The 25,089-nt window shown below is 44.5% G+C and carries 24 protein-coding genes and 1 rRNA gene; 16 read left to right on the forward strand and 9 right to left on the reverse strand.

All coding sequences use genetic code 11. From position 1 onward, the window contains the following. From ACINLD_RS09930 to dnaA, 8 genes are all read right to left on the reverse strand, one after another. Positions 1 to 391 (reverse strand): 16S ribosomal RNA (locus ACINLD_RS09930); the annotation flags it as partial. A gap of 281 nt (positions 392 to 672) precedes the next feature. After that, a complete protein-coding gene (gene gyrA / locus ACINLD_RS09935) occupies positions 673 to 3,150 on the reverse strand; it encodes a DNA gyrase subunit A (protein WP_026589497.1) in 2,478 nt (825 codons plus the stop codon). Between the two features lie 202 nt (positions 3,151 to 3,352). Further along, the gene (gene gyrB, locus ACINLD_RS09940) at positions 3,353 to 5,266 is read right to left on the reverse strand and encodes a DNA topoisomerase (ATP-hydrolyzing) subunit B (RefSeq protein WP_035428614.1); all 1,914 of its coding nucleotides are present in this window, start codon (positions 5,264 to 5,266) and stop codon (positions 3,353 to 3,355) included. 58 nt (positions 5,267 to 5,324) lie between these two features. Continuing rightward, positions 5,325 to 5,567 (reverse strand): extracellular matrix regulator RemB, encoded by a 243-nt coding sequence (remB, locus tag ACINLD_RS09945; protein ID WP_026589495.1) that lies wholly within the window; start codon positions 5,565 to 5,567, stop codon positions 5,325 to 5,327. 18 nt (positions 5,568 to 5,585) lie between these two features. Then, positions 5,586 to 6,698, reverse strand: coding sequence for a DNA replication/repair protein RecF (gene recF, locus ACINLD_RS09950; RefSeq protein WP_026589494.1), 1,113 nt, complete (start codon positions 6,696 to 6,698; stop codon positions 5,586 to 5,588). Positions 6,699 to 6,713: 15 nt separating this feature from the next. After that, on the reverse strand, positions 6,714 to 6,929 hold the full coding sequence (gene yaaA / locus ACINLD_RS09955; protein WP_026589493.1) for a S4 domain-containing protein YaaA: 216 nt from the start codon (positions 6,927 to 6,929) through the stop codon (positions 6,714 to 6,716). 168 nt (positions 6,930 to 7,097) lie between these two features. Beyond that, positions 7,098 to 8,234, reverse strand: coding sequence for a DNA polymerase III subunit beta (gene dnaN, locus ACINLD_RS09960; RefSeq protein ID WP_026589492.1), 1,137 nt, complete (start codon positions 8,232 to 8,234; stop codon positions 7,098 to 7,100). Positions 8,235 to 8,408: 174 nt separating this feature from the next. After that, positions 8,409 to 9,749 (reverse strand): chromosomal replication initiator protein DnaA, encoded by a 1,341-nt coding sequence (gene dnaA / locus ACINLD_RS09965; protein WP_026589491.1) that lies wholly within the window; start codon positions 9,747 to 9,749, stop codon positions 8,409 to 8,411. Positions 9,750 to 10,387: 638 nt separating this feature from the next. Between dnaA and rpmH the strand changes: the two genes are divergently transcribed. From rpmH to ACINLD_RS10025, 12 genes are all read left to right on the forward strand, one after another. Then, positions 10,388 to 10,522: a 50S ribosomal protein L34 gene (rpmH, locus tag ACINLD_RS09970; RefSeq protein ID WP_003178075.1), complete on the forward strand. Its 135-nt coding sequence runs from the start codon at positions 10,388 to 10,390 to the stop codon at positions 10,520 to 10,522. An 85-nt stretch (positions 10,523 to 10,607) separates the two neighbouring features. Beyond that, positions 10,608 to 10,967, forward strand: coding sequence for a ribonuclease P protein component (rnpA, locus tag ACINLD_RS09975; RefSeq protein WP_026589490.1), 360 nt, complete (start codon positions 10,608 to 10,610; stop codon positions 10,965 to 10,967). A 166-nt stretch (positions 10,968 to 11,133) separates the two neighbouring features. Then, a complete protein-coding gene (spoIIIJ, locus tag ACINLD_RS09980) occupies positions 11,134 to 11,934 on the forward strand; it encodes a YidC family membrane integrase SpoIIIJ (RefSeq protein WP_077735872.1) in 801 nt (266 codons plus the stop codon). After that, positions 11,931 to 12,554 carry an RNA-binding cell elongation regulator Jag/EloR gene (jag, locus tag ACINLD_RS09985; RefSeq protein ID WP_026589488.1) on the forward strand — a complete coding sequence of 208 codons (624 nt, stop codon included), beginning with the start codon at positions 11,931 to 11,933 and terminating at the stop codon, positions 12,552 to 12,554. Before spoIIIJ ends, jag begins: the two co-directional genes overlap by 4 nt. 333 nt (positions 12,555 to 12,887) lie before the next feature. Further along, positions 12,888 to 14,267, forward strand: a complete 1,380-nt coding sequence (gene mnmE, locus ACINLD_RS09990) for a tRNA uridine-5-carboxymethylaminomethyl(34) synthesis GTPase MnmE (protein WP_026589487.1) — start codon at positions 12,888 to 12,890, stop codon at positions 14,265 to 14,267. 16 nt (positions 14,268 to 14,283) lie between these two features. Further along, a complete protein-coding gene (gene mnmG, locus ACINLD_RS09995; RefSeq protein ID WP_026589486.1) occupies positions 14,284 to 16,170 on the forward strand; it encodes a tRNA uridine-5-carboxymethylaminomethyl(34) synthesis enzyme MnmG in 1,887 nt (628 codons plus the stop codon). A gap of 13 nt (positions 16,171 to 16,183) precedes the next feature. Continuing rightward, positions 16,184 to 16,903, forward strand: coding sequence for a 16S rRNA (guanine(527)-N(7))-methyltransferase RsmG (gene rsmG, locus ACINLD_RS10000; RefSeq protein ID WP_077735874.1), 720 nt, complete (start codon positions 16,184 to 16,186; stop codon positions 16,901 to 16,903). Between the two features lie 97 nt (positions 16,904 to 17,000). Continuing rightward, complete coding sequence (gene noc, locus ACINLD_RS10005) at positions 17,001 to 17,852, forward strand: nucleoid occlusion protein (RefSeq protein WP_026589484.1); 852 nt, start codon at positions 17,001 to 17,003, stop codon at positions 17,850 to 17,852. A 60-nt stretch (positions 17,853 to 17,912) separates the two neighbouring features. After that, positions 17,913 to 18,770, forward strand: a complete 858-nt coding sequence (locus ACINLD_RS10010; protein ID WP_077735875.1) for an RNA polymerase sigma-70 factor — start codon at positions 17,913 to 17,915, stop codon at positions 18,768 to 18,770. A 65-nt stretch (positions 18,771 to 18,835) separates the two neighbouring features. Beyond that, a complete protein-coding gene (locus tag ACINLD_RS10015) occupies positions 18,836 to 19,279 on the forward strand; it encodes a carboxymuconolactone decarboxylase family protein (protein WP_026589482.1) in 444 nt (147 codons plus the stop codon). A 232-nt stretch (positions 19,280 to 19,511) separates the two neighbouring features. Continuing rightward, complete coding sequence (soj, locus tag ACINLD_RS10020) at positions 19,512 to 20,273, forward strand: sporulation initiation inhibitor protein Soj (protein WP_026589481.1); 762 nt, start codon at positions 19,512 to 19,514, stop codon at positions 20,271 to 20,273. Then, positions 20,266 to 21,114, forward strand: coding sequence for a ParB/RepB/Spo0J family partition protein (locus ACINLD_RS10025; protein WP_026589480.1), 849 nt, complete (start codon positions 20,266 to 20,268; stop codon positions 21,112 to 21,114). Before soj ends, ACINLD_RS10025 begins: the two co-directional genes overlap by 8 nt. Before the next feature lie 43 nt (positions 21,115 to 21,157). Here the strand turns inward: ACINLD_RS10025 and yyaC are convergent, their stop codons facing one another. Further along, positions 21,158 to 21,775, reverse strand: coding sequence for a spore protease YyaC (gene yyaC / locus ACINLD_RS10030; RefSeq protein WP_026589479.1), 618 nt, complete (start codon positions 21,773 to 21,775; stop codon positions 21,158 to 21,160). Positions 21,776 to 22,025: 250 nt separating this feature from the next. Here yyaC and ACINLD_RS10035 point away from each other — a divergent pair, with 250 nt between their 5' ends. From ACINLD_RS10035 to rpsF, 4 genes are all read left to right on the forward strand, one after another. Beyond that, positions 22,026 to 23,042, forward strand: a complete 1,017-nt coding sequence (locus ACINLD_RS10035) for a membrane protein (RefSeq protein WP_026589478.1) — start codon at positions 22,026 to 22,028, stop codon at positions 23,040 to 23,042. A gap of 119 nt (positions 23,043 to 23,161) precedes the next feature. After that, complete coding sequence (locus ACINLD_RS10040; RefSeq protein ID WP_410206981.1) at positions 23,162 to 23,368, forward strand: DUF951 domain-containing protein; 207 nt, start codon at positions 23,162 to 23,164, stop codon at positions 23,366 to 23,368. Positions 23,369 to 23,548: 180 nt separating this feature from the next. After that, positions 23,549 to 24,649 carry a redox-regulated ATPase YchF gene (gene ychF / locus ACINLD_RS10045; protein WP_026589476.1) on the forward strand — a complete coding sequence of 367 codons (1,101 nt, stop codon included), beginning with the start codon at positions 23,549 to 23,551 and terminating at the stop codon, positions 24,647 to 24,649. 112 nt (positions 24,650 to 24,761) lie between these two features. Further along, the gene (gene rpsF, locus ACINLD_RS10050) at positions 24,762 to 25,049 is read left to right on the forward strand and encodes a 30S ribosomal protein S6 (RefSeq protein WP_026589475.1); all 288 of its coding nucleotides are present in this window, start codon (positions 24,762 to 24,764) and stop codon (positions 25,047 to 25,049) included. The last annotated feature ends 40 nt before the right edge of the window (positions 25,050 to 25,089 follow it).

Here is a 25,089-nt window from a genome sequence, read left to right on the forward strand (position 1 = left end):
ACTTTCGTCCATTGCGGAAGATTCCCTACTGCTGCCTCCCGTAGGAGTCTGGGCCGTGTCTCAGTCCCAGTGTGGCCGATCACCCTCTCAGGTCGGCTACGCATCGTCGCCTTGGTGAGCCATTACCTCACCAACTAGCTAATGCGCCGCGGGTCCATCTGTAAGTGATAGCCGAAGCCATCTTTTATGATTGAACCATGCGGTTCAATCAAGCATCCGGTATTAGCCCCGGTTTCCCGGAGTTATCCCAGTCTTACAGGCAGGTTACCCACGTGTTACTCACCCGTCCGCCGCTAACCTCAGGGAGCAAGCTCCCATCGGTCCGCTCGACTTGCATGTATTAGGCACGCCGCCAGCGTTCGTCCTGAGCCAGGATCAAACTCTCCATGAAAAGTTTGATAATGACTACGCACACTCGCATGTGCGATTTATAAAAATGAATTAACAGGTACGTTTTGTCTTGTTTAGTTTTCAAAGAACTTCGTTGCCTCTCTCAAGGCGACCACTTAAATATAACATTTAATAGACAAGCGGTCAACACTTTTTTTCGAAAAGTTTTTATTAGCTTTTATATAAGCGACCAAGAAGTATTATAACACATGATGCATTTATCGAAAAGACCTTATAACGAATAAGGCAATAAAAAAATGCAGCCCGCAGGCTGCATTTCATTTATGATTCATCCGCTTCATTTTCTTCTGATTCAGTCGCGGCTTCTTCTTCATCTTTTTCGACTAAGGCTACTGTCGCTACATGCTCCTGTTCACCCAATCTAATGAGGCGAACCCCCTGTGTTACACGGCCGGTAATGGAAATATCGTTAATATCCATCCGGATGATCACTCCGCTGGCGGTGATGATCATCAAATCTTCTTCTCCTCTCGTTGCTTTAACTGTCACAAGAGAACCGTTGTTTTCCGTGATTTTGCAGGTTTTCAGCCCTTTTCCTCCACGGCTTTGAGTTCTGTACTCAGAAGCAGGTGTCAGTTTTCCATACCCTTTTTCCGTGACGATCAATACATGAGAGTCTTCTTCTAAAATCTCCATACCGACAACCATATCATCATCTGTCAGTGTGATTCCTTTCACACCGGCTGCGGTTCTTCCCATCTGCCTTACATCGGTTTCAGGGAATCTGATGAGCAGACCGTTTTTCGTTCCGATAATGATTTGTTTATTCCCATCAGTCAGACGCACGGCCATCAATTCATCTTCATCGCGGAGACTTAAGGCAATCAAGCCGTTGTTGCGGATATTTGCGAATTGAGACAGCGGCGTGCGCTTGGAGATGCCGTGTTTTGTCGTAAAGAACAGGTATGACTCTTCATCAAACTCGGACACCGGGATAATCGCGTTGATCCATTCCCCTTTTTCTACTTCCAGCAGGTTAATGATCGGAATTCCCTTTGCCGTTCGGCCGAATTCAGGAATTTCATATCCCTTGGCACGGTATACCTTCCCTTTGTTTGAGAAGAAGAGAATCGTATCATGCGTAGATGTGGAGATCAGGTGCTCAACGAAGTCATCTTCGTTTGTCCCCATACCTTGAATTCCTTTTCCGCCCCGTTTCTGGCTGCGGTAAGTAGAAGAAGGAAGACGTTTGATGTATCCGTTATGAGTCAATGTGACAACGATGTTTTCTCTCGTAATGAGATCTTCGTCTTCAATGGTTTCAAGGCCTGATGTCACGATCTCTGTACGGCGTTCATCATTAAAACGCTCTTTAATTTCCGTCAGTTCCTCACGGATGATTTCAAGAACTTTTTCTTCGTCCGCTAAGATCCCTTTCAATTCTGCGATCAGTTTGATTAAGTCTTGGTATTCCTCTTCAATTTTTTCGCGCTCCAGTCCTGTTAACCGCTGAAGACGCATGTCCAAAATGGCTTGCGCTTGTTTTTCGGTCAATGAGAATTTCTCGATTAACCCGTTTTTCGCAATTTCAGCCGTTTGTGAATTTCTGATTAAGGAAATGACTTCATCAAGATGATCAAGAGCGACTCTTAAGCCTTCGAGAATATGGGCTCTTGCTTCGGCTTTGCGAAGTTCGAATGCCGTACGCCTTCTGATCACGACTTTTTGATGATCGAGATAATGCTCGAGACACTGCTTTAAACTCAAGACTTTCGGCTGTCCATCGACGAGCGCTAAAAGATTGATCCCAAATGATGTTTGAAGTGCCGTCTGCTTGTACAAATTATTTAACAGAACATTTGCATTTGCGTCTCGTCTCAGCTCGATGACGATCCTCATGCCGTTTCGGTCTGATTCATCACGGAGATCTGTTATCCCTTCGATTTTCTTATCGCGGACAAGATCGGCGATTTTTTCGATCAGTTTCGCTTTATTCACCTGATAAGGTATTTCCGTAATAATGATGACCTGTTTGCCGGAGGATGTTTCTTCGATTTGAGCCTTTGCCCGAATCGTGATCGAACCTCTTCCTGTTTCATAAGCTTTGCGGATTCCGCTTCTGCCCATGATCAGCCCTGCTGTCGGGAAATCCGGTCCCGGAATGATGTCCATCAACTCCGGAAGCGTGATTTCAGGGTTTTTACTGACGGCTAAAACCCCGTCAATAATCTCACCAAGCTGATGTGGCGGGATATTCGTCGCCATACCTACCGCAATCCCGGCAGCTCCGTTGACCAGCAGATTTGGAAATCTGGCAGGCATGACAACCGGTTCTTTTTCAGACCCGTCATAGTTGTCCTGATAATCGATCGTATCTTTATTAATGTCTCGCAGGATTTCCATGGATATTTTCGACATTCTTGCTTCTGTATAACGCATGGCCGCAGCGGAGTCGCCGTCGACAGAACCGAAGTTTCCATGGCCTTGAACAAGCATATACCGATAGTTAAAATCCTGCGCCATTCTGACCATGGCTTCATAAACGGCAGAGTCACCATGCGGGTGATATTTACCGATGACTTCGCCGACGATCCGCGCCGATTTTTTGTATGGCTTGTCACTTGTCATCCCAAGGTCGTTCATCGCGTACAATATTCTTCTATGCACCGGCTTCAGACCGTCCCTTACATCCGGAAGGGCCCGCGAAACAATAACACTCATGGCATAGTCTAAGAAAGACGTGCGCATTTCCTGACTGATATTGATTTCCTGGACTTGGGGCTTTTGTTGTTCACTCATTAAAAAACCTCCCTGGAGAATATACATGAGTTGTGTGGGAGTAGAATTGCATTTATACTCTTCAACGAATTAGGCTATTCTCCATTATATCAATAATCTTAATTTTATACACATTAAATTGCGGGAATGTTATAGGATCCGCCTGCTCATATTCTAGAAAAGACCTTATTTCAGGTTGAGTGAAAATAAGGTCTTATCTGCATTAGATATCCAAGTTCTTTACATAACGTGCATTTTCTTCAATGAAGTTCCGCCGCGGTTCCACTTTGTCTCCCATGAGCATTTCAAAGGTTTCATCAGCATCAATCGCGTCTTTTAGCGTCACTTGAAGCAATGTTCGCGTTTCAGGATCCATCGTCGTTTCCCACAGCTGTGTCGCGTTCATTTCTCCCAACCCTTTATAGCGCTGAAGTCCAGGCTTAGGGGTTTGCGGAAGCTCTTTTAAAATGTCTTCGAGCTGCTGGTCGTTATACGCATATTCGACGCGTTTGCCCTGCTGTATTTTGTAAAGCGGCGGCTGTGCGATGTAGACATATCCCTGCTCAATAATCTGCCGCATGTAGCGGTAGAAAAAGGTCAAGAGCAGCGTTCTGATGTGGGCGCCGTCGACATCGGCATCCGTCATGATGACGACCTTATGATAACGCGCTTTTTCAAGGTTGAAATCTTCGCCGATTCCCGTACCAAGCGCAGTGATCATTGACCGGACTTCATTGTTGGACAAAATTTTATCAAGACGGGCTTTTTCGACGTTTAAAATTTTACCTCTAAGCGGTAAAATCGCTTGGAAATGACGATCCCGGCCTTGTTTAGCTGAGCCGCCCGCCGAGTCACCCTCAACGATATAGAGCTCGGAAATCGACGGATCTTTAGAAGAACAGTCGGCCAGTTTACCAGGCAGATTGGAGACTTCCAGAGCGCTTTTTCGCCGCGTCAGTTCGCGCGCTTTTTTGGCCGCCATCCGCGCTCTTGCCGCCATGACCCCTTTTTCAACGATTTTTTTCGCCGAATCCGGGTTTTCCAGCAGGAATGTTTCCAATGCTTCTGAAAACAAGGCGTCTGTTATCGTGCGGGCTTCAGAATTGCCGAGCTTTGTTTTCGTTTGCCCTTCAAATTGCGGATCCGGATGTTTGATGGAAATGATCGCTGTCAACCCTTCACGGACATCTTCACCGCTTAAATTCGGATCGTTTTCTTTGAAAATCCCATTCTTTCTGGCGTAATCATTGATGACGCGGGTCAAGCCTGTTTTAAACCCGGCTTCATGCGTTCCGCCTTCATACGTATGAATGTTATTGGCAAATGAATAGATGTTGCTTGTGTAGCTGTCATTGTACTGGAGCGCTACTTCGATCGTGATGCCGTCTTTTGATCCTTCAATGTAGACAGGCTCCTCATGGATCACTTCCCGTGAGCGGTTTAAGTGCTCAACATAGCTTTTAATTCCGCCTTCATAGCAATACTCATTCTTCCGTTCTTTTCCTTCGCGCGTATCTTCAATCGTGATTTTGACGCCTTTTGTCAAAAAGGCAAGCTCACGAACGCGAGTGGCAAGTGTATCGTAGTCATATTCGATTGTTTCTGTGAATATTTCCGGATCAGGAGCGAAGTGTGTGGTCGTTCCCGTTTTATCGGTCTCGCCGATCACCTTCAAATCAGCTTTTGGAACGCCCCGTTCAAATTCTTGATAATGGATCTTTCCGTCCCTGTAAACCGTTACATCCAACTCGGTTGAAAGGGCGTTAACGACAGAAGCCCCCACGCCGTGCAAACCGCCGGAAACCTTATATCCGCTTCCGTCGAATTTACCTCCGGCGTGCAGGACCGTCATGATGACTTCGACAGCCGGACGGCCCATTTTTTCATGGATGCCGACCGGGATGCCCCGCCCGTTGTCTTTTACCGTGATGCTGTTATCTTTCTCAATGACAACATTGATTTCAGTGCAGTAACCGGCCAAAGCTTCATCGATGCTGTTATCGACGATTTCCCATACGAGATGGTGCAGACCTTTGCCGCTTGTTGACCCGATGTACATTCCCGGTCTTTTTCGAACGGCTTCCAATCCCTCTAGAACCTGTATCTGATTTTCATCATAATTGTTATGCTGTTCCATTGCCACGCACATTCACCTACACTTTTCTCAAAACTAATAAATTTATAGTAAAGATTCTTTAAGAATCGTTTTCCGGCTTGGATTGCGCCCGTTTTTTCAACGTGCCTGAGGCTAAAGGAGAAAAATAAATCGATTGCACTGTGACAACAATTGATTTCGGTGTTCCGTTGGAAGAGACAATCCGCTTTTTTTGTTTCGTCAAAAATTCATCAACAATCGGAGATGCCTTTGCCTTATAATCAAAAATTGCCACAATTTCACGTGTTGAGACCACAAAGTCATCACCTAAATGGATATACAATCCCTCACCCCATTTTTCTCAGTCCAATAGCGTGCCATTTTCTACACGAAAGATAGCTGCTTCATTTAAGGTTTTATGGTCAATTCCATCAACGCTTGTCGTTGTTACGAATGTTTGAACGCGGCCTTGAATGGTGTGGAGCAGGTGGGACTGCCGGTAGTCATCCAGCTCTGATAATACATCATCCAAAAGCAGAATCGGGTATTCCCCAATCTCTTCCTGAATCAAATCGATTTCCGCCAATTTGAGCGACAATGCGGTCGTCCGCTGCTGACCCTGTGAACCGTAAGTCTGCACATCCCGTCCATTGACATAAAAAAGAACATCATCCCTGTGAGGTCCTGAAAGGGATACTCCCCGGTCTATTTCTTTATCTCGCAATTTAGAAAACGCTTCTTGATAACTATTGATCATTTTCGACAAATCAGGCGAATCTGATACGTGAAGAGATGTATGATACTTCAAGGTCAGTTCCTCCAGCCCTCTTGAGATTCCGGAGTGGATGGGCTGCGCCCACTTTTCGAGCTGATCGACAAACTGAAGGCGTTTGATCACAACCTTTGCTGCAAATTCCGCAAGCTGTTCCGTCAGCACGTCAAGCATCGTTTGATCGGTTTGTTTTCGCGTTTGAAGCTGCTTCAAGAAATGATTTCGCTGTGAAAGGATTTTTTGGTAAAGGGAAAGGTCATGAAGATAGACTGGTGATACTTGGCCGATTTCCATATCGAGAAACCTTCTTCTGACCTGAGGGCTTCCTTTTACAAGGTTCAAATCCTCCGGTGCAAACATAATCGTGTTAACAGCCCCGACGTACTGGCTCAGCTTTTGCTGCTCAATATGATTGACCTTGCCTTTTTTTCCTTTTTTGGAAATCACGAGCTGGATGGGAACAGAACCGTTTTTTTTCATGACCCTGCCTTCTATTTTAGCATAGTCTTCATCCCATCGTATGAGTTCTTTGTCATTTGAAGTTCGATGGGATTTTGCCATCGCAAGCACATAGATCGCTTCCATCAAATTTGTTTTGCCCTGGGCGTTTTCTCCAATAATCACGTTCACTTTGTTTTCAAATTGGAGCTCAAGGCGCTCATAGTTACGGTAAGATGATAATGTAAGATTTTGGATATACAATCAATATCACCTGCTTTAGCCGCCGACTTGAAAAGAACCGAACCCTTCAATCGTCACGACATCTCCGACATATAATTTCCGGCCGCGGCGGTTATCGGGCTCACCATTGACAAGCACCTCATATTCCGACAAAAACCATTTTGCCATTCCGCCTGATTGAATGACATCAGCCAATTTCAGAAACTGACCGAGTGTAATCATGTTCGTATCAATAGCCACCGTCTTTGTCATGTTATCGACCTCTTTCATATCACTAATATCTAATTGTACTAAAAAACAGGGAAAGAAGGAAAGGGGAAACTTGCGGCATCAAAAACAGGGCGAGCGAGAACAGCTTTTCTCCCATGAAATAAGAGAAAAGCTGCCGGACATATCCGGCAACTTTCCCCAGTTTTCAAATTAATAGGTCCGGACTGGAAGAATTAACTGAACGATCGAATCATCGTTCGGAGTGCGGATCAGAAAAGGTCTCATCGCGCCTGTGAAGCTGACATGAATGTCCTCTCCTTCAAGAACTTTCAAGGCATCCAGCATATACTTCGGACTAAACGATATTTTTAAGTCTTCCCCTTCAATTTGCTCGGCATTCACCGTTTCGACAACCTTTCCGATTTCCGGAGAGTTTGAAGAGATTTCGATGGACTCATTGGCGGACGCGGAAAGTTTCACCACGTTATTCCTTCCTTCTCTCGCCAAGAGCGATGCTCTGTCGATCGCCTGGAGGAATTCCTTCGTATTGACCACAAGGTTTGTTTTACTTTCCTGCGGAATCAGGCGGTTTGTATCTGGATAATTTCCGTCAAGCAGCCTTGAGAAGAACAGCACGTTTTTCGTCTTAAACAGCACTTGTGTTTCAGTGATGACGATGTCGACAAGCTCCTGGTGATCATCGAGAATCTTGCTCAGCTCGGTCAAGCTTTTTCCCGGAATGACGACATTGTATGAACTGTCTTCACTGATATCGAGCTTCGCTTTTCTAAGTGCGAGACGGTGGCTATCCGTCGCAGTGCATATTAATTCACCGTCGGCAACGGTCCAGTTTACACCTGTCAAGATTGGGCGTGTTTCTGAGGTGGACACTGCAAAAACCGTTTGTCTGATCAAATTTTTTAGCAGGTCAGTCGGAATTTGAAAAGCATGGTGCTCCTCGATTTGCGGTAAAAGCGGATATTCGCTCGCATCCAGGCCGTTTAAGTTAAATTCCGCTTTTCCTGAACGGATGATCGTCAAATATTGATTTTGGACCTCGATTTCCACCGTTGACATTGGGAGTTTTTTAACGATTTCGCTGAAAAAACGCGCTTGAAGAACGATGCTTCCCGGCTGTTCGATTGTGACGATTTCCAAATCTCCGTCTTCTTTAGGGATGAACGATTCGATCGAGATATCCGAGTCGCTTCCTGTAAGGGAAACCCCTTCATCAGAGGCAACGATTTTAATACCGGTTAAAATCGGGATCGTTGTTCTTGAAGAAACGGCCTTTAACACATCTTGGACACTTTCGACTAAACGGTCTTTTTGAATTGTAAATTTCATAATCATCCTCCTTACGGAATCTATAATTATTATGTTTTTAAAAAATAGCAGAAGTACTAGTAGGGGCTGTGGATTTGTGGATAAGTGTTAAAAACGAACGGAAACACAGCCTATCCACATGTGGACAGACTGTGTAAGACCATGTTTGAGTTATTCACACTTTCCCACAGAACATTATCTGAGCTGCTCTTTAATTTCTTTAATCTGCTGCTGAAGCTGTTCATCCTCGTTCAGCAGTTTCGATATTTTTTCATGGGCATGGATGACCGTCGTATGGTCGCGCCCGCCAAATTCTTCGCCGATTTTAGGAAGCGAGGAATCTGTCATTTCTCTTGATAGATACATAGCGATCTGCCGCGGAAATGCCACGGATTTTGTCCGTTTTTTCGCCTTGAAATCTTCCAGCTTAATATTAAACTGCTGGCCGACAACCCTCTGAATGTCTTTGATCGTGATGACCTTCGGCTTTGAGGAAGGAATAATATCTTTCAAAGCTTCGGCAGCCAAATCGGCATTGATGTCTTTATTGATCAAAGAAGAGTATGCGACAACCCGGATTAAAGCCCCTTCAAGCTCTCTGATATTGCTGTCGATCTGATTGGCAATATAAAGCATGACTTCATTTGGGATGTCAAGTCCTTCTGCTTTCGCTTTCTTTCTTAAAATGGCGATTCTCGTTTCCAGGTCAGGAGGCGTAATATCTGTGATTAGTCCCCATTCAAAACGGGATCGCAAACGGTCTTCAAGCGTTGGGATCTCTTTAGGCGGCCGATCGCTCGAAATCACGATTTGCTTCGTTTCTTCATGCAGCGTATTGAACGTATGGAAAAATTCCTCTTGCGTCTGTTCTTTTCCAGCTAAAAACTGAATATCATCTATCAAAAGAACGTCGACATTTCTGTAGCGATTGCGAAAATCGACAGCCTTATTGTCACGAATCGAGTTGATAAATTCATTTGTGAATTTTTCAGAAGACAAATAGACGACTTTTGCAGACGGATTATGATCGATGACATAATGGCCGATCGCATGCATCAAGTGCGTTTTTCCAAGTCCGACTCCCCCATATATAAACAGCGGATTGTACGCTTTCGCAGGCGCTTCAGCAACGGCTAAAGACGCGGCGTGGGCAAATCGGTTTCCTGAACCGATAACGAAAGTGTCGAATGTGTATTTGGGATTCAGCATATTTTGCGGAAAGTCGGCAGGTTCTTCTTTCGACATTTTTTTGATAGGAGACTTTGGCATGAATTCTTCTTCATTTTGATTCTGAGGTATGACAAATTTGATGTTCAATTCTTCTCCGGTCAGATCGTAGATCGTCTCGGCAATCAAGTGAAGATAACGCGACTCGAGCCAGTCTCTTGCAAACTCGTTCGGAGCGGTGATGATCAGCGTGTCCCCCTGTAAGGAATGAGCCTTTGTCGACTTCATCCATGTTTCGAAACTGGGCTTGCTCAATTTCTTTTCGATCTGCCCAAGGGCTTGACTCCAAAGATCCGAAATGTTTTTCATAATGGCGGTTCGTCCCTCCTTTTCCGGCGGTATTTGCTCGTTCAGACTGTTATAGAACACAAAAAAAGAGCAAATGGATGGCTCCATTCGTGAATGAAATGTTGAAAACATATAATATAGTAGAAAAACGTCTTTTCGACACCATTCACAAGATGTGGACAATTTCCTTCACACCCTGTGAAAAATCTTTCCACAAGTTATCCACAGTTTGTGGATAATGGTATAGCAGCCAATTTGTTATCAAGAGTTAAAACACAAATATAATATCAGAATAAGCGAGACGTTGCAATGGTTGACAGGAACTTATCCACACTCTATACAAACTGTTGAAAAAAGTTTGTCCACAAGGGTTAGTTTTGTGAAGATGTTGTCGATAATGGTTGTGGATAGAAAAAATAAGGCGAAAGATATCCACATCGGTTATTTTTCGATGATCAAGTCGACATTTCCCGCTTCCAAAAAAATCTTTTAAGCTAAAAATGAGGAAAAATGAAAATAAGCTTTCGGAGTCGATCCATCTGTGTTATCCTATTATGGTGCAAAAAGAAATGTATGAGTGAAGTTGACAATGAACTGCTCATCCAAATATAATAAATTAGACTGTCTTTAACAGCTATTCCTCGAGGGAGGTGTCATACATGAAAAGAACATTTCAACCAAATAACCGTAAGCGCAGCAAAGTTCATGGCTTTCGCAGCCGCATGAGTTCTAAAAATGGACGTCTTGTATTAGCACGTCGCCGCCGCAAAGGAAGAAAAGTATTATCAGCTTAGGCCACTGAATAATGTCAGTGGTCTTTTTTACATAAAGGAATGACCAGGCCTTTTTTGCCAGCTTGTTATCGGAGTGAAGGAAGAGATGAAAAAGCGAAATCGATTAAAAAAAAATGAAGATTTTCAAAAGGTATTTAAAAAAGGCAAATCGATGGCAAACCGGCAGTATGTTTTATATGTGCTTCACCAGCCTGAAGCGAAGGAGTTTCGGGTCGGGCTGTCGGTCAGCAAAAAAATCGGGAACGCCGTCGTGCGCAACCGGGTAAAACGGCTGATTCGCCAGGTCATCCAAGAAGAGCGGGATCAATTAAAACAGGAAAATGACTATATCATTATTGCGAGAAAACCCGCTGCTGATTTGACATATGAAGAAACAAAGAAAAGTCTGCAGCATCTTTTCAGAAAGTCATTTGTGTACCGAAAACAATCGAATAAGCCATCATAACCCGATTATATAAGGGAGAGTTCAGACATTTTTAAGCGCTTCCTTTTGGTTGAAAAATGTCGGCGCCCATTTTAGGGGGAAAGATGATAAAATACGAGAAAGTATGTCTTTTTAATGTTCATAACCGAATGAAAAAAACGGTTGAAGAATGAAGATTTAGGAGGAAATGTTGTTGAAGAGGCGAATTTTATTATTATTCAGTATGATCGGCGTTCTCGTGCTGTTAGCTGGATGTACGCAAATCAACCAGCCGATCACTGCAGAGAGTGAAGGATTTTGGAACAGCTACATCGTTTATCCTTTGTCACAGCTGATTACGTATGTTGCCAATTTGATGAATGAAAATTTCGGGCTTGCAATTATCATCGTCACGCTCTTAATCAGACTTTTGATTTTGCCGCTGATGATCAAGCAGACAAGAAGCTCAAAAGCGATGCAGGCGCTGCAGCCTGAAATGCAAAAACTTCGCGAGAAATACAGCTCAAAAGATCAGAAAACACAGCAAAAACTTCAGCAGGAAACGATGGCTCTCATGCAGAAGCACGGCGTGAACCCGCTTGCGGGATGTTTCCCTATTTTAATTCAAATGCCGATCTTAATCGGATTCTATCATGCCATTATGAGAACGCGGGAGATCGCAGAGCACAGCTTTTTATGGTTTGACCTGGGAGAGCGTGATCCATATTTCATCCTGCCGATTCTGGCGGGGGTGTTCACTTTCATTCAGCAAAAGCTGATGATGGCCGGAAACGCTCAGCAAAATCCGCAAATGGCGATGATGCTTTGGCTGATGCCGATTATGATCGTCATATTTGCCATCAATTTCCCGGCGGCTCTTTCTCTGTATTGGGTAGTCGGAAACTTGTTTATGATTGCTCAAACCTTCTTTATCAAAGGACCTGATTTGAAGGCGGAGAGGCAGGAAGCGACAGCCGGAGGAAAAAAATCCGGAGGGAAGAAAAAGTGAAGGAACTGACTGCTACTGGACGTACCGTCGATGAAGCAGTGCAATCCGGGCTTAAACAGCTGGAACTCCAAGCAGACGATGCTGAAATCGCCATAATCGATGAAGGCAAAAAGGGATTATTCGGCATTTTCGGACATCAGCCTGCAGTTGTCAAAATTCGAGAAAAAATAGATCCTGTAAAAGAAGCGAAACAGTATTTGGAAAATGTTGTGAAGAACATGGGGATAGAAGCGCAGGTGACGGCGACAGTTGAGCCGAAAAAGGTCACCTTCCTGTTAAAAGGTGACAAAACGGCGCTTTTGATCGGAAAAAGAGGACAAACGTTAAACGCTCTTGAAACGTTGACACAGCTTGTCATCAACCGGCACTCCGACCGCTATATTCATGTGGTAGTCGATGCTGAAGGGTACCGTGCAAAGCGGAAGGAAACCTTGGCGCAGCTGGCCATGAAGCTGGCCGATCAGGCGAGAAGGCAGAAAAAAGACATTCATCTTGAACCGATGCCTTCCAGTGAGCGCAAAGTGATCCATGACACGCTTTCGGGCTATTCCAGTGAAATTGAAACGTATTCAACCGGTGAAGATCATAACCGTCACCTCGTCATCTCATATAAAAAATAACATGAAAACCGAAGTTCTGAAAAACGGGACTTCGGTTTTTTGTATTGTCAAAAATGATTTATGCTGCGCCTGTCGGTTTAAGTTCCTTATTTTTAGGTGTAAGCTGTTGATGAAAAACAAATTTAATTGTTATTCACATGTGGATAAGTTAAAGTAAGTAATGGTGGCTTTCTGCAGTTGTGGATAACGATTCAAGTCACTTTCACTTCAATTGAAACTATGTTATCTTTAAATTTTGATTACAATAAAAGTTTTTATCCATTTATGATGTTTGGAAGATGATCCGTCAAATGGGGATAATAGATAAAGGAATGAAAAAGAGAGGTGAAAGCCATGGATACAATCGCTGCGATTTCAACGCCGATGGGTGAAGGAGCGATTGCGATCGTACGGATGAGCGGCCCTGAAGCGATTTCGATTGCCGATAAAGTATATCAAGGCCCGAGCGGAAAACGTTTGCGCTCTGTTGATTCACATACCATTAATTACGGCCATATTGTCGATCCGGAAACGGAAAAGGTCGTTGAAGAAGTCATGGTTTCCGTATTAAAAGCGCCGAAAACTTTCACAAGAGAAGATATCGTGGAAATCAACTGCCACGGCGGAATCGTGACGGTCAATCAAGTGCTCCAGCTTGTCTTAAGAGAAGGAGCGAGACTTGCAGAGCCTGGAGAATTTACGAAAAGAGCCTTTTTAAACGGAAGAATCGACCTTTCCCAGGCTGAGGCTGTTATGGATCTGATCAGAGCCAAGACGGACCGCGCGATGAATGTCGCCATGAATCAGATGGAAGGAAGGCTTTCTTCACTGATCAAACGATTGAGAGCCGAGATTCTTGAGACATTGGCGCATGTTGAAGTAAATATTGACTACCCGGAATACGATGATGTTGAAGAAATGACGCACAACATGCTGATTGAAAAGGCGACAAAAGTCAAAAAAGAGATCGAAGCGCTCCTTACGACATCAGAACAGGGTAAAATATTAAGAGAAGGCATTTCAACGGTGATTATCGGGCGGCCGAATGTCGGCAAATCATCGCTGTTAAACAGCCTCGTCCATGAAACGAAGGCCATTGTAACGGACATCCCCGGTACGACGAGGGATGTCATTGAAGAATACGTGAATGTCAGAGGCGTGCCTCTGCGTCTTGTTGATACAGCGGGAATCCGTGAGACAGAGGATATCGTCGAGCGCATCGGTGTCGAACGCTCCAGACAGGTGTTAAAAGAAGCGGATCTGATCCTGCTCGTCCTCAATTACAGCGAGCCTTTGTCAGAAGAAGATGTCAAGCTTTTCGAAGCGACGAAGGGGATGGATTTGATCGTCATCGTCAATAAAACCGACCTCGAGCAACAGCTCGATCTCGACCGTGTCGCGGAATTGGCAAGCGGCCGTCCTGTCGTCACGACGTCGCTGTTGAAAGAAGAAGGAATTGACGAGCTTGAGGAAGCGATTCAATCGCTGTTTTTTACGGGGGCGATCGAGAGCGGCGACTTGACATATGTCAGCAACACAAGGCACATCTCGCTTTTGCATGAGGCAAAGCGCGCCATTACCGACGCACTTGAGGGAATTGAAAACGATGTCCCGATTGATATGGTGCAAATCGATTTAACAAAATGTTGGGAAGTACTAGGGGAGATCATTGGCGACGCTGTACACGAAAGCCTGATCGACCAGCTCTTTTCCCAATTTTGCTTAGGAAAATAAAGGAGGAACAAAGCATATGGGCTATGTAGCAGGCCAATATGATGTTATTGTCGTCGGCGCCGGACACGCCGGTGTTGAAGCGGCGCTGGCATCAGCCAGACAAGGCGCCAAAACGCTTGTCTTAACCATCAACCTTGATATGGTTGCTTTCATGCCGTGTAATCCGTCTGTCGGCGGCCCCGCGAAAGGGATTGTCGTCCGCGAAATCGACGCGTTGGGCGGAGAAATGGCTAAAAATATTGACAAAACCCACATTCAAATGAGGCTGTTAAATACGGGGAAAGGCCCGGCCGTAAGAGCCCTTCGTGCACAGGCCGACAAATTCCAATACCAGCATGAAATGAAAAAAACGCTTGAAAACGAACCGAATTTGACATTGCTGCAAGGGATGGCTGAACGCCTTTTGATTGAAGACGGCGAATGCCGCGGGATTATCACCCAAACCGGTGCGGAATACCGTTCCAAAACGGTTGTCCTGACGACAGGGACATTTTTGCGGGGAAAAATTATTCTCGGCGACCTGTCTTATTCAAGCGGACCGAACAACCAACAGCCCTCTATTAAGCTGTCTGAACATCTCGAAGAGCTCGGATTTGACCTAGTCCGCTTTAAAACAGGCACACCGCCGCGGGTTAACAGCCATTCAATCGACTACAGCAAAACGGAAATCCAGCCTGGTGATGAAGTGCCGCGGGCCTTTTCCTATGAGACGGTCGAATACATTACAGACCAGCTGCCTTGCTGGCTGACGTATACGAGCCCGGAAACACATGAGATCATCGATAACAATCTGCACCGTTCACCGATGTATTCCGGAATGATCAAAGGAACGGGGCCGAGATACTGCCCGTCCATTGAAGACAAAGTCGTCCGCTTTAACGACAAACCGAGACACCAAATTTTTCTCGAGCCGGAAGGACGCAACACACAGGAAGTCTATGTCCAGGGATTGTCAACAAGCCTTCCTGAAGATGTACAGAAAAAAATGCTGTCAACCATACCGGGACTTGAAAACGTGCAGATGATGCGTGCCGGGTATGCGATTGAATATGATGCGATCGTACCGACACAGCTTTGGCCGACACTGGAAACGAAAAAAATACCGGGACTGTTCACCGCGGGACAAATCAACGGCACGTCAGGATATGAAGAGGCGGCCGGACAGGGAATCATGGCCGGCATTAATGCGGGCCGCAAAGCGCTTGGCAAAGAGGAAGTCATTCTCAGCCGCTCTGATGCCTATATCGGCGTGCTGATTGACGACCTTGTCACCAAGGGAACGAACGAACCATACCGGCTGTTGACTTCCCGCGCGGAATACCGCCTGCTTCTGCGTCATGACAACGCCGACCTGCGCCTGACGGAGATCGGCTATAAAGTCGGTCTGATTTCTGAAGAGAGATATCAAAAGTTTCAGGAGAAAAAAGCGGCCATTGAAGCAGAGAAAAAACGCCTGCATTCTGTTATTATCAAACCGTCCAAGGAAAATCAGGAATACATTCGCTCACTTGGCGGAAGCGAGCTGAAGGACGGCATCCGCGCCACCGATCTCATCAAGCGGCCGGAAATGAATTACGAAACCGTTACAGCGCTTGCACCGGCGGAAGAAAAAGTCCCCGCCGACGTGGCCGAACAGGTTGAAATTCAAATTAAGTATGAAGGTTATATTGAAAAATCCTTACAGCAGGTCGAAAAGCTGAAGAAAATGGAGAACAAAAAGATTCCTGACAGAATCGACTATGATGCGATTAAAGGCATTGCGACCGAAGCGCGTCAAAAGCTAAAAGAGGTCAGACCGCTGTCAGTTGCACAAGCCTCAAGGATTTCCGGTGTAAACCCTGCTGATATTTCGATTCTGCTTGTTTACCTTGAACAGGGCCGGATCGCCAAGGTTGCGGAATAGAAAGGATGACGGCATGAACATTGAGCAATTTACAGCCAGCCTGAAGGAGAAAGGCATCTCCCTTTCCCCCTTCCAGCTGGAGCAGTTTGAAACCTATTATGAATGGCTTGTTGAATGGAATGAGAAGATGAACTTAACGTCCATTACTGCGAAAAAAGAAGTGTACTTAAAGCATTTTTACGACTCGATCACCGCTTCTTTTTATGTTGATTTCAACAAGCTGGACAGTTTGTGTGACGTTGGGGCGGGCGCCGGGTTTCCCAGCCTTCCGATCAAGATCTGTTTTCCTCACCTTCACGTGACAATCGTCGATTCATTAAACAAGCGTATTCAATTTTTAAACGAGCTTTCCGCTGCTTTAAAATTGGAAAGCACAGCTTTTTACCATGACCGTGCGGAAACATTCGGGAGATTGAAAGACAAGCGGGAAAGCTTTGACATTGTAACAGCCAGGGCGGTCGCACGGCTTTCCGTTCTCAGTGAGCTTTGCCTGCCGCTCGTCAAGAAAAACGGTTTATTCGTAGCCTTAAAAGCAGCTTCCGCCGAAGAGGAAATAAAGACGGGCAAAAAAGCCATAAAAGCGCTGGGCGGCCAAATTGAAGCCGTACATTCCTTTCAGCTGCCGATCGAAGAAAGCGACAGAAACATCATTGTCATTAAAAAACAGTCGCAGACACCGAAGAAATTTCCAAGAAAACCTGGAACACCTAATAAATCTCCTATTGAAGGTTAAAATATTCGTTTTCTTCAAAATTCGCGGTGACACAGAAGGAAAATTCATGAGAAAATAGAATTATAAAAATGGCAGTGTTTAAAGGTGGTGTAGGTACATGAAGCATTCATTCTCTCGTCTCTTCGGCATTGGTGAGAAGGAAGAAGAAGCAGAGATTAATGAACATGATACGAATAAAGAAGAAATTCAAGATATACCAGTAGGCGATATTATTCCTAACCGTTTTCAGCCGCGCACCATTTTCTCTGAAGAAAAAATTCAAGAATTAGCCGCAACCATTCATACACACGGCATCATTCAGCCGATTGTCGTCAGAAAAACAGAGCGTGAAGGACAATATGAACTGATTGCAGGAGAGCGGCGTTGGCGGGCGGTTCAAACGCTCAATTGGGAGAAGGTTCCCGCCATTATCAAAGATTTTTCAGATACAGAGACGGCTTCTGTCGCACTGATTGAAAACCTCCAACGGGAGGAATTGTCTTCGATTGAAGAAGCGCATGCATATGCAAGGCTGCTTGAGCTTCATGACTTGACCCAGGAAGCCCTCGCACAAAGGCTGGGCAAAGGGCAGTCCACGATCGCCAACAAACTCAGGCTGTTAAAGCTTCCGGAAGAGGTTCAGGAAGCGATTTTAAAAAAAGAAATTTCCGAGCGTCACGCCAGAGCGCTCATCCCGTTAAAACAGCCCGAACTCCAGGTTAAGCTGTTAAGCGAGGTCATTGAAAAGAATTTAAATGTTAAACAAACCGAAGACCGTGTCGTCAAAATGCTTGAACAGGGCAAACGAAAGCCTAAGCCAAAGAGAAAAGCGTTCAGCAGAGACGCGAGAATCGCGATGAATACGATCCGCCAGTCCCTGTCAATGGTCGAAGACAGCGGCGTCAAACTGAATACAGAAGAAGAGGAATTTGAAGAATACATTCAGTTTACGATCAGGATACCGAAATAAAAGCTCTAAAGGGAGCTTTTATTTTTTTTTTGAAAGAAAATATCCAGAAAGGGAGCAGCTATGGAATATTATCAAAAATATCGTTCATTGCTACTATCAATTGCTTATCGGATGATTGGAACATTTCAAGATGCCGAGGATATGGTGCATGATTTATTCGCTGACCTGCAGGAGAAAGATATCAGTCAAATGGATCATGTTCAGTCCTATTTGACAAAATCGATCACAAACCGCTGCATTAATTTTTTGAACTCAGCCCGGAACAAACGGGAAATGTATGTCGGAGAGTGGCTTCCTGAACCGCAGGTGACACTCTCTGAGGAGAACCCGGCTGTATTCATTGAAAAAGAAGAAATGGTTTCCTATGCGTTCATGGTGATGATGAGCCGGCTCAATCCTGTAGAAAGGGCGGTGTTCATGTTCAGGGATGTGTTTGGCTATCAGTATAAGGAAATATCGTCCATTATTGAAAAATCGGAAGCGAGCTGCCGGAAAATCTACAGCCGGCTGAAACATAAATTGGGCGGAGAAGTCTCTGTTTTATCCAAACCGAATAAAGAACAGGAGCTGGCAGAGCTGTTTATCCATTCAGCAAAAACAGGGAATTTTGCAGAGTTTTCAAGAAGAGTGGCAGAAGAGGCGATATTATTTACGGACGGCGGCGGAAAAGTGCGCAGCGCCTTAAGACCAATCTATGGCAGAAGTCGAATCTCTGCTTTCTTTACGGGAGTGGTCAAAAAAGGGAGCTTTTCAGGCCGTTTTATTTCCGCCGATATCAATGGACAAAACGGTGTGCTGATCACACGGAACAACCGCCCGGTTTACGCTCTATGTTTTGCCTGGGATCCTGAAGGGCATGCTGTCAAACATATTTATATCGTTTCCAATCCGGATAAACTAAAACGCATCATAATATAGTGTTTTTTGTCACAAACCGAACGCCTCATTTGTTATATAAATGAATCAGCAAAGGAGGAATTGATATGGAAACGAGATTTTTAATGGAAAAAGTAAATCCGGCGGGCTATGCCGGTATGGTTGAGCTTGAAAAAGCACAGGCCTCTTCAAGCCTTGATCCGGTGTTAAAAGAGCTTATCAAAATCCGCGCGTCACAATTAAACGGGTGCGCCTTCTGTCTGAATATGCATACGAAGGATGCGCGGCAAAACGGAGAGTCAGAACAGAGGATATACGCTCTCAACGCTTGGCGTGAAGCCCCTTTTTACACGGAAAAGGAGCGGGCCGTATTAGCCTTGACCGAAGCTGTAACAACAATTGCAGATGCCGGGCTGCCGGATGATATCTACAACGAAGTAAGGGCTCATTTCAGCGAAAGCGAAACGGCTGAAATTATCATGGCGGTCGTGACGATCAATGCTTGGAACCGCATCGCCATTGCCACCCGGAAGATGCCTGCAGCCGATTAAGCGACAGCCCCTGAAGCATGAGATGTTTCAGGGGTTTTTTTATCCTTTTTTAATTATATTAAAATAATTTTTATATTATTTTCATTTCGTCAAAATTCCCTTTTATTTTACATGGATGTCAACATATGCAGAATAGACAAAACAAAAATTCAAAAAAAGCAAACGTCTGATTCTTTTTTTGTTAAAATAGAGAAATGAGAGAAACTTGTTCAATGTGAAAGTAGGTGACATTGTGGGGAAAATTATTGCGATCACAAACCAAAAAGGGGGCGTTGGCAAAACAACAACCTCTGTTAACCTCGGAGCTTGCTTGGCTTATATCGGGAAAAGGGTTTTGCTAGTCGACATAGACCCGCAAGGAAACGCAACAAGCGGAATCGGCGTAGAAAAAGCTGATGTCGATCACTGTGTGTACGATATATTAGTAGATGATGCAGATGTCAAAGATGTCATCAAAACAACATCTGTAGAAAACTTGGATGTCATTCCTGCAACGATTCAGCTTGCAGGTGCAGAAATTGAACTGGTTCCGACCATTTCCCGGGAAGTGCGATTAAAGCGGGCTTTGGAATCCGTCAAACAAAATTATGATTTTATGATCATTGACTGTCCTCCTTCACTTGGATTGCTGACAATCAATGCACTGACGGCTTCAGATTCTGTCGTGATCCCTGTTCAATGTGAGTATTACGCTTTAGAAGGATTGAGCCAGCTGCTTAATTCGGTGCGGCTCGTCCAAAAACATTTAAATACCGATCTCATGATTGACGGCGTATTGCTGACAATGCTCGATGCAAGAACAAATTTAGGCATACAGGTCATTGAAGAAGTGAAAAAGTATTTCCGCGATAAAGTATACAAAACGGTGATTCCTCGGAACGTCAGACTTAGTGAAGCACCGAGTCATGGAAAGCCGATTATTTTATATGATCCGCGTTCCAGGGGAGCGGAAGTCTATTTAGATTTAGCAAAGGAAGTGGCTGCGAATGCCTAAAGGTCTCGGAAAAGGGATTAATGCACTGTTTTCAAATGTTGATTTATCCGAAGAGACGGTTGAGGAAATCAAGCTGCACGATTTGCGGCCCAATCCTTATCAGCCAAGAAAAACGTTTGATGACCAATCGTTAAAAGATTTAAAGGAGTCCATTTTACAGCATGGAGTATTGCAGCCCATTATCGTTCGAAAGTCTATCAAAGGCTATGACATTGTAGCCGGAGAACGCCGCTTTCGAGCTGCTGAAAAAGCCGGTTTAGAAACGATTCCTGCGATTGTCCGAGAGCTGTCAGAATCCCTGATGATGGAGATTGCCCTACTGGAAAATCTTCAGCGTGAAGACCTGTCTCCGCTTGAGGAAGCCAAAGCGTACGAATCTTTGCTAAAACATCTTGATATGACACAAGAACAGCTGGCGAAAAGGCTTGGAAAAAGCCGACCTCACATCGCCAACCATTTGCGATTGCTGACGCTGCCTGAAAAGGTTCAGAAGTTAATTGACAACGGTACATTATCAATGGGGCATGGACGAACGTTACTGGGGCTGAAAAATAAGAAAAAGCTCGAGCCATTGGTTCAAAAGGTTGTATCGGAACAGCTGAACGTCCGTCAGCTTGAAAAGTTGGTTCAACAGCTGAATGCTGATGTTCCACGTGAAACAAAGAAGCCGAAACAAGCAAAAGATGCCGTCATTAAAGAGCGGGAGTCATACTTGCAAAATTACTTTGGAACACCTGTCACCATTAAAAAGCAAAAGAAAAAGGGCCGAATTGAAATCGAATTTTATTCAAATGAAGATTTGGACCGCATTCTTGAACTTTTATCAGAAAAAGAGTCATAAAGTGCAAAAACCATCTGAATGGATACAGATGGTTTTTTTCGTGTTACATTCTTCCTGTCATCCGCTGAATCGGTGTGACATGGCGCTGATGCCACCCTCCTGCTTTCTCCAGATGTGATAAACCTTCGGCGAGAACAGTTGCCATACTCATGACAAGATTGAGACGGGTATTTTGCAAAACAAAATATTCCATAAAACCGCTGACATTGACTATCCCGTTGATGTGTATATCGCCGACTTCCGGCAAGCTTTTTTGGACGCCGGCTCCGGGCTTTAAAGGTCCTTTGCCGATTTGAAAAGAACCGACGCTTTTTGTCCGTCCCAGACAAGCATCAATGGCGATGATATAAGGGTTGTCATGCTCCAGGTAAATGTTCTCCAGCTTCTCATTTAAGTTGACGGCATGAACCGGATCAGCCAGTGTTCCATAAACGTGAAAACGAGCCGGCTGTTTGGCGGCAAGCTTCATGCCAACGAGAGGACCGAGAGAATCACCTGTTGAGCGGTCTGTGCCGATACAAACGACGACAATGGGCCGTCCGGCTGCCTCTTTTAAATAAACGCTAAGAACTTTCTCAATTTGTTTTACTGCCAACGGATCTGAATGAGAGATGTATTCTTTTATCGGTTCTTGAGAGAAAATCCCGCCTTTGCGATTCATAGGTTCACATCCTTGTCATCGTGGTAACAGCATTGCTTTGGTGTGTTTTTTAGTAATCAATGGTTGTTTACAGTATATCCAGCAGTCTCTTTTTTTATGCTTTGGATGTTTTGTTATATCAATATAATTAAAAGTCTCTTGCAAAAAAACACTTTCGGCGAATTCATGAATTTTTATCAAGTAAGGACAATATAGTGTCAGTGAATGCGTAAACAAGCATTAAAAACTGCTGCTGATGGGGTGAAAAATCGTGTGGAGAGCCGGAATGAAGTGGATGCTTCTCATTTTAGGAAGCTTAATAGGCGCAGGATATGCATCCGGCCAGGAGATATGGCAGTTTTTTGGTGATGAAAGCGGACTGGCTATCCTCCTGTTCACGATGATGTTCAGCCTGTCGACTTATATTGTCATGAGGATCAGTTATGAAGAAAAATCGGTGCATTTTCTGCCCGTTCTGGAAAAATTGATCGGACCGCTCCTGGCGAAAGTATATGATTTTTTGATCATCCTCTACTTGTTTACGACGACGATTGTGATGATTGCCGGCGGGGGTGTCACACTGCAAATATTCCATATTCCTTTTTGGGCCGGTGTCATCTTATTTTCACTGTGTGCCGGATTGCTTTTTCTATGGGGAATCAAAGGGATTTTATCGGTCAACAGCTACTTGATTCCGGTTTTGGTTGCGGGGCTTTTGTACGTGCTGATTTCCTTTCAAACAGCTCACCACCAGCCATGGCTTCTCAACCTAAACCAGCAGTATAACTGGCCCGCCGGCATCGCGTTCGCTTCCCTCAACATTTTATCCGTCGTGGCCGTGTTATCTGCGGTCGGAAAAGAAATCAAAGGAGTCGGTGAGGCAAGGATTGCAAGCATTTTAAGCGGTTTGATCTTCGGTGCAATATCGTATATGTACAATGAGACGCTCGTGGAGCTCGCCGGTGAATTATCCCATTATGAAATCCCTTTATTTGCGGTTTTGGAGGGAGCTCCTTTCCCTATCTTTTTATTCATGACAGCGGTGCTGTGCGTGGCGATTTATACGACGACGATTTCAAGCATCCTCGGTCTTTCAAGCCGTTTTCTGTCAGTTGTGAACTGGCCGAGATGGATCATGGTTTTCCTTCTTCTTTTCATCATGCTGCCTTTTACAACGTTTGGATTTTCCAATTTAATCGCCTTTTTATATCCTATTTATGGATTGTTAAACCTATATCTATTAGTCAATATTTTACTTTATCCGTTGTTGAGTAAATGGAAGACATAATATTTTTTATATTTAATTGGTATATAGTATATAAAAAGTTTTTTATTGAATAATTGCTCTTTCCATGTCGTTTTTTGTACAATAAGATCACGATAAAGGAAGCAAAGAGGTGAACGAGCTTGGCCGACAAAGAATTTGGCCTGAATGACGTGGTTGAAATGAAAAAGTCGCATCCATGCGGGACAAATCGCTGGAAGATCATTCGGATGGGAATGGACATCCGGATAAAATGTGAAGGTTGTTCTCACAGCGTCATGATTCCACGCAAAGATTTTCAAAGAAAGATGAAAAAAATCTTGGTCAAGCATGAGGAGTCCGATTCTTAATCCAAAGCGGACCCTCATGTTTTTTATCGTTCTAAGGGTAAAATTGGATTTTCACACTGCTTTTGTTATTGAAAAGCAAGTTTTGTCAGCTTGTCTTTTATTTTAATCATCCTTATAATTGTTGCAGGTTTACATTACGCGACTAAGACACGCATGTTTAATGATAGAGGAGATGAAAGAATGGCTTTAACAGCTGGGATTGTTGGTTTGCCAAACGTTGGGAAATCAACCTTGTTTAATGCGATTACACAGGCCGGGGCAGAATCGGCCAACTACCCGTTTTGTACGATTGATCCAAACGTCGGGATCGTTGAAGTGCCTGATGAGCGGCTGCAAAAATTGACAGAGCTCGTCAATCCGAAGAAGACGATTCCTACTGCATTTGAATTTACCGATATTGCCGGGATCGTAAAAGGAGCGTCCAAAGGTGAAGGACTCGGAAACAAGTTTCTTTCACATATTCGCCAAGTGGATGCCATTTGTCATGTTGTCCGCTGTTTTGCTGATGACAACATTACACATGTCTCCGGAAAGGTAGATCCGATCTCCGATATTGAGACGATCAACCTGGAGTTGATTTTGGCTGATCTGGAAACCGTTGAAAAGCGGATCGGACGCGTAGGTAAGATGGCGAAGCAGAAGGATAAGGAAGCAGTTTTTGAATTTGAGATTTTGACCAAGCTGAAAGAAGCGTTTGAACAGGAAAAGCCTGCCCGCTCCGTTGAATTTACGGAAGAGCAGCAAAAAGTGCTGAAGCAGCTTCACCTGTTGACGACAAAGCCTGTATTATATGTAGCGAATGTCAGTGAGGATGAAGTGGCTGATCCTTCAGGAAATGAATATGTCCAAAAGGTCAGGGAATTCGCCGCCGGCGAAAAAGCCGAGGTTATCGTCGTCTGCGCTAAAATTGAATCCGAAATTGCCGAGCTTGAAGGTGAGGAAAAGGCGATGTTCCTTGAAGAGCTTGGCATTGAAGAATCAGGTCTCGACCAGCTGATTAAAGCATCCTACTCTCTGCTCGGTCTTGCGACTTATTTTACGGCGGGAGAACAGGAAGTCAGAGCCTGGACGTTTAAAAAGGGAATGAAGGCTCCTGAATGTGCGGGCATCATCCATACCGATTTCGAACGCGGTTTTATCCGCGCGGAAACGGTGGCGTATGACGACCTGCTTGCAGCCGGAAACATGTCCGCTGCAAAAGAAGCGGGAAAAGTCCGCCTTGAAGGAAAAGAATACATCGTGAAAGACGGCGATGTCATTCATTTCCGTTTCAATGTATAACACAGTTGAAAAGGGACAAGAGCTTTGATATAATATAAAATTGTGAGTAATAGGATTATTGCTCCTTGCCCAGGTAATGGGCCGCTTAGTCCAAAAGGAGGTGCAAATACAAATGAGAAAGTACGAAATCATGTACATCATCCGCCCGGACGTTGATGATGAGTCTAAAAAGGCTATTGTTGAACGTTTCAACAACATTCTGACGACAAACGGTGCGGAGATCACTGAAACGAAGGATTGGGGAAAACGCCGTCTTGCTTACGAAATCAACGATTTCCGCGACGGATTCTACCAAATCGTATACGTTCAATCTGGAGCTGAAGCAGTTCAAGAATTTGACCGTTTAGCTAAAATCAGTGATGACATCATTCGCCACATCGTGGTTAAAGAAGAAGAATAAACAGAATTGATTGATATACTCTAAAGCAAAAGGATGGTCT

It is taken from the genome of Bacillus sp. z60-11 (assembly GCF_046464135.1).
GTDB lineage: Bacteria > Bacillota > Bacilli > Bacillales > Bacillaceae > Bacillus > Bacillus sonorensis_A.

Excerpts from the sequence above, each read along its gene's own strand:
- gyrA (WP_026589497.1), bottom strand. The coding sequence starts at position 3,150 with ATGAGTGAACAACAAAAGCCCCAAGTCCAGGAAATCAATATCAGTCAG.
- gyrB (WP_035428614.1), bottom strand. The coding sequence starts at position 5,266 with ATGGAACAGCATAACAATTATGATGAAAATCAGATACAGGTTCTAGAG.
- yaaA (WP_026589493.1), bottom strand. The coding sequence starts at position 6,929 with ATGACAAAGACGGTGGCTATTGATACGAACATGATTACACTCGGTCAG.
- dnaN (WP_026589492.1), bottom strand. The coding sequence starts at position 8,234 with ATGAAATTTACAATTCAAAAAGACCGTTTAGTCGAAAGTGTCCAAGAT.
- dnaA (WP_026589491.1), bottom strand. The coding sequence starts at position 9,749 with ATGAAAAACATTTCGGATCTTTGGAGTCAAGCCCTTGGGCAGATCGAA.
- rpmH (WP_003178075.1), top strand. The coding sequence starts at position 10,388 with ATGAAAAGAACATTTCAACCAAATAACCGTAAGCGCAGCAAAGTTCAT.
- rnpA (WP_026589490.1), top strand. The coding sequence starts at position 10,608 with ATGAAAAAGCGAAATCGATTAAAAAAAAATGAAGATTTTCAAAAGGTA.
- spoIIIJ (WP_077735872.1), top strand. The coding sequence starts at position 11,134 with ATGTTGTTGAAGAGGCGAATTTTATTATTATTCAGTATGATCGGCGTT.
- mnmE (WP_026589487.1), top strand. The coding sequence starts at position 12,888 with ATGGATACAATCGCTGCGATTTCAACGCCGATGGGTGAAGGAGCGATT.
- mnmG (WP_026589486.1), top strand. The coding sequence starts at position 14,284 with ATGGGCTATGTAGCAGGCCAATATGATGTTATTGTCGTCGGCGCCGGA.
- rsmG (WP_077735874.1), top strand. The coding sequence starts at position 16,184 with ATGAACATTGAGCAATTTACAGCCAGCCTGAAGGAGAAAGGCATCTCC.
- noc (WP_026589484.1), top strand. The coding sequence starts at position 17,001 with ATGAAGCATTCATTCTCTCGTCTCTTCGGCATTGGTGAGAAGGAAGAA.
- ACINLD_RS10010 (WP_077735875.1), top strand. The coding sequence starts at position 17,913 with ATGGAATATTATCAAAAATATCGTTCATTGCTACTATCAATTGCTTAT.
- ACINLD_RS10015 (WP_026589482.1), top strand. The coding sequence starts at position 18,836 with ATGGAAACGAGATTTTTAATGGAAAAAGTAAATCCGGCGGGCTATGCC.
- ACINLD_RS10025 (WP_026589480.1), top strand. The coding sequence starts at position 20,266 with ATGCCTAAAGGTCTCGGAAAAGGGATTAATGCACTGTTTTCAAATGTT.
- yyaC (WP_026589479.1), bottom strand. The coding sequence starts at position 21,775 with ATGAATCGCAAAGGCGGGATTTTCTCTCAAGAACCGATAAAAGAATAC.
- ychF (WP_026589476.1), top strand. The coding sequence starts at position 23,549 with ATGGCTTTAACAGCTGGGATTGTTGGTTTGCCAAACGTTGGGAAATCA.
- rpsF (WP_026589475.1), top strand. The coding sequence starts at position 24,762 with ATGAGAAAGTACGAAATCATGTACATCATCCGCCCGGACGTTGATGAT.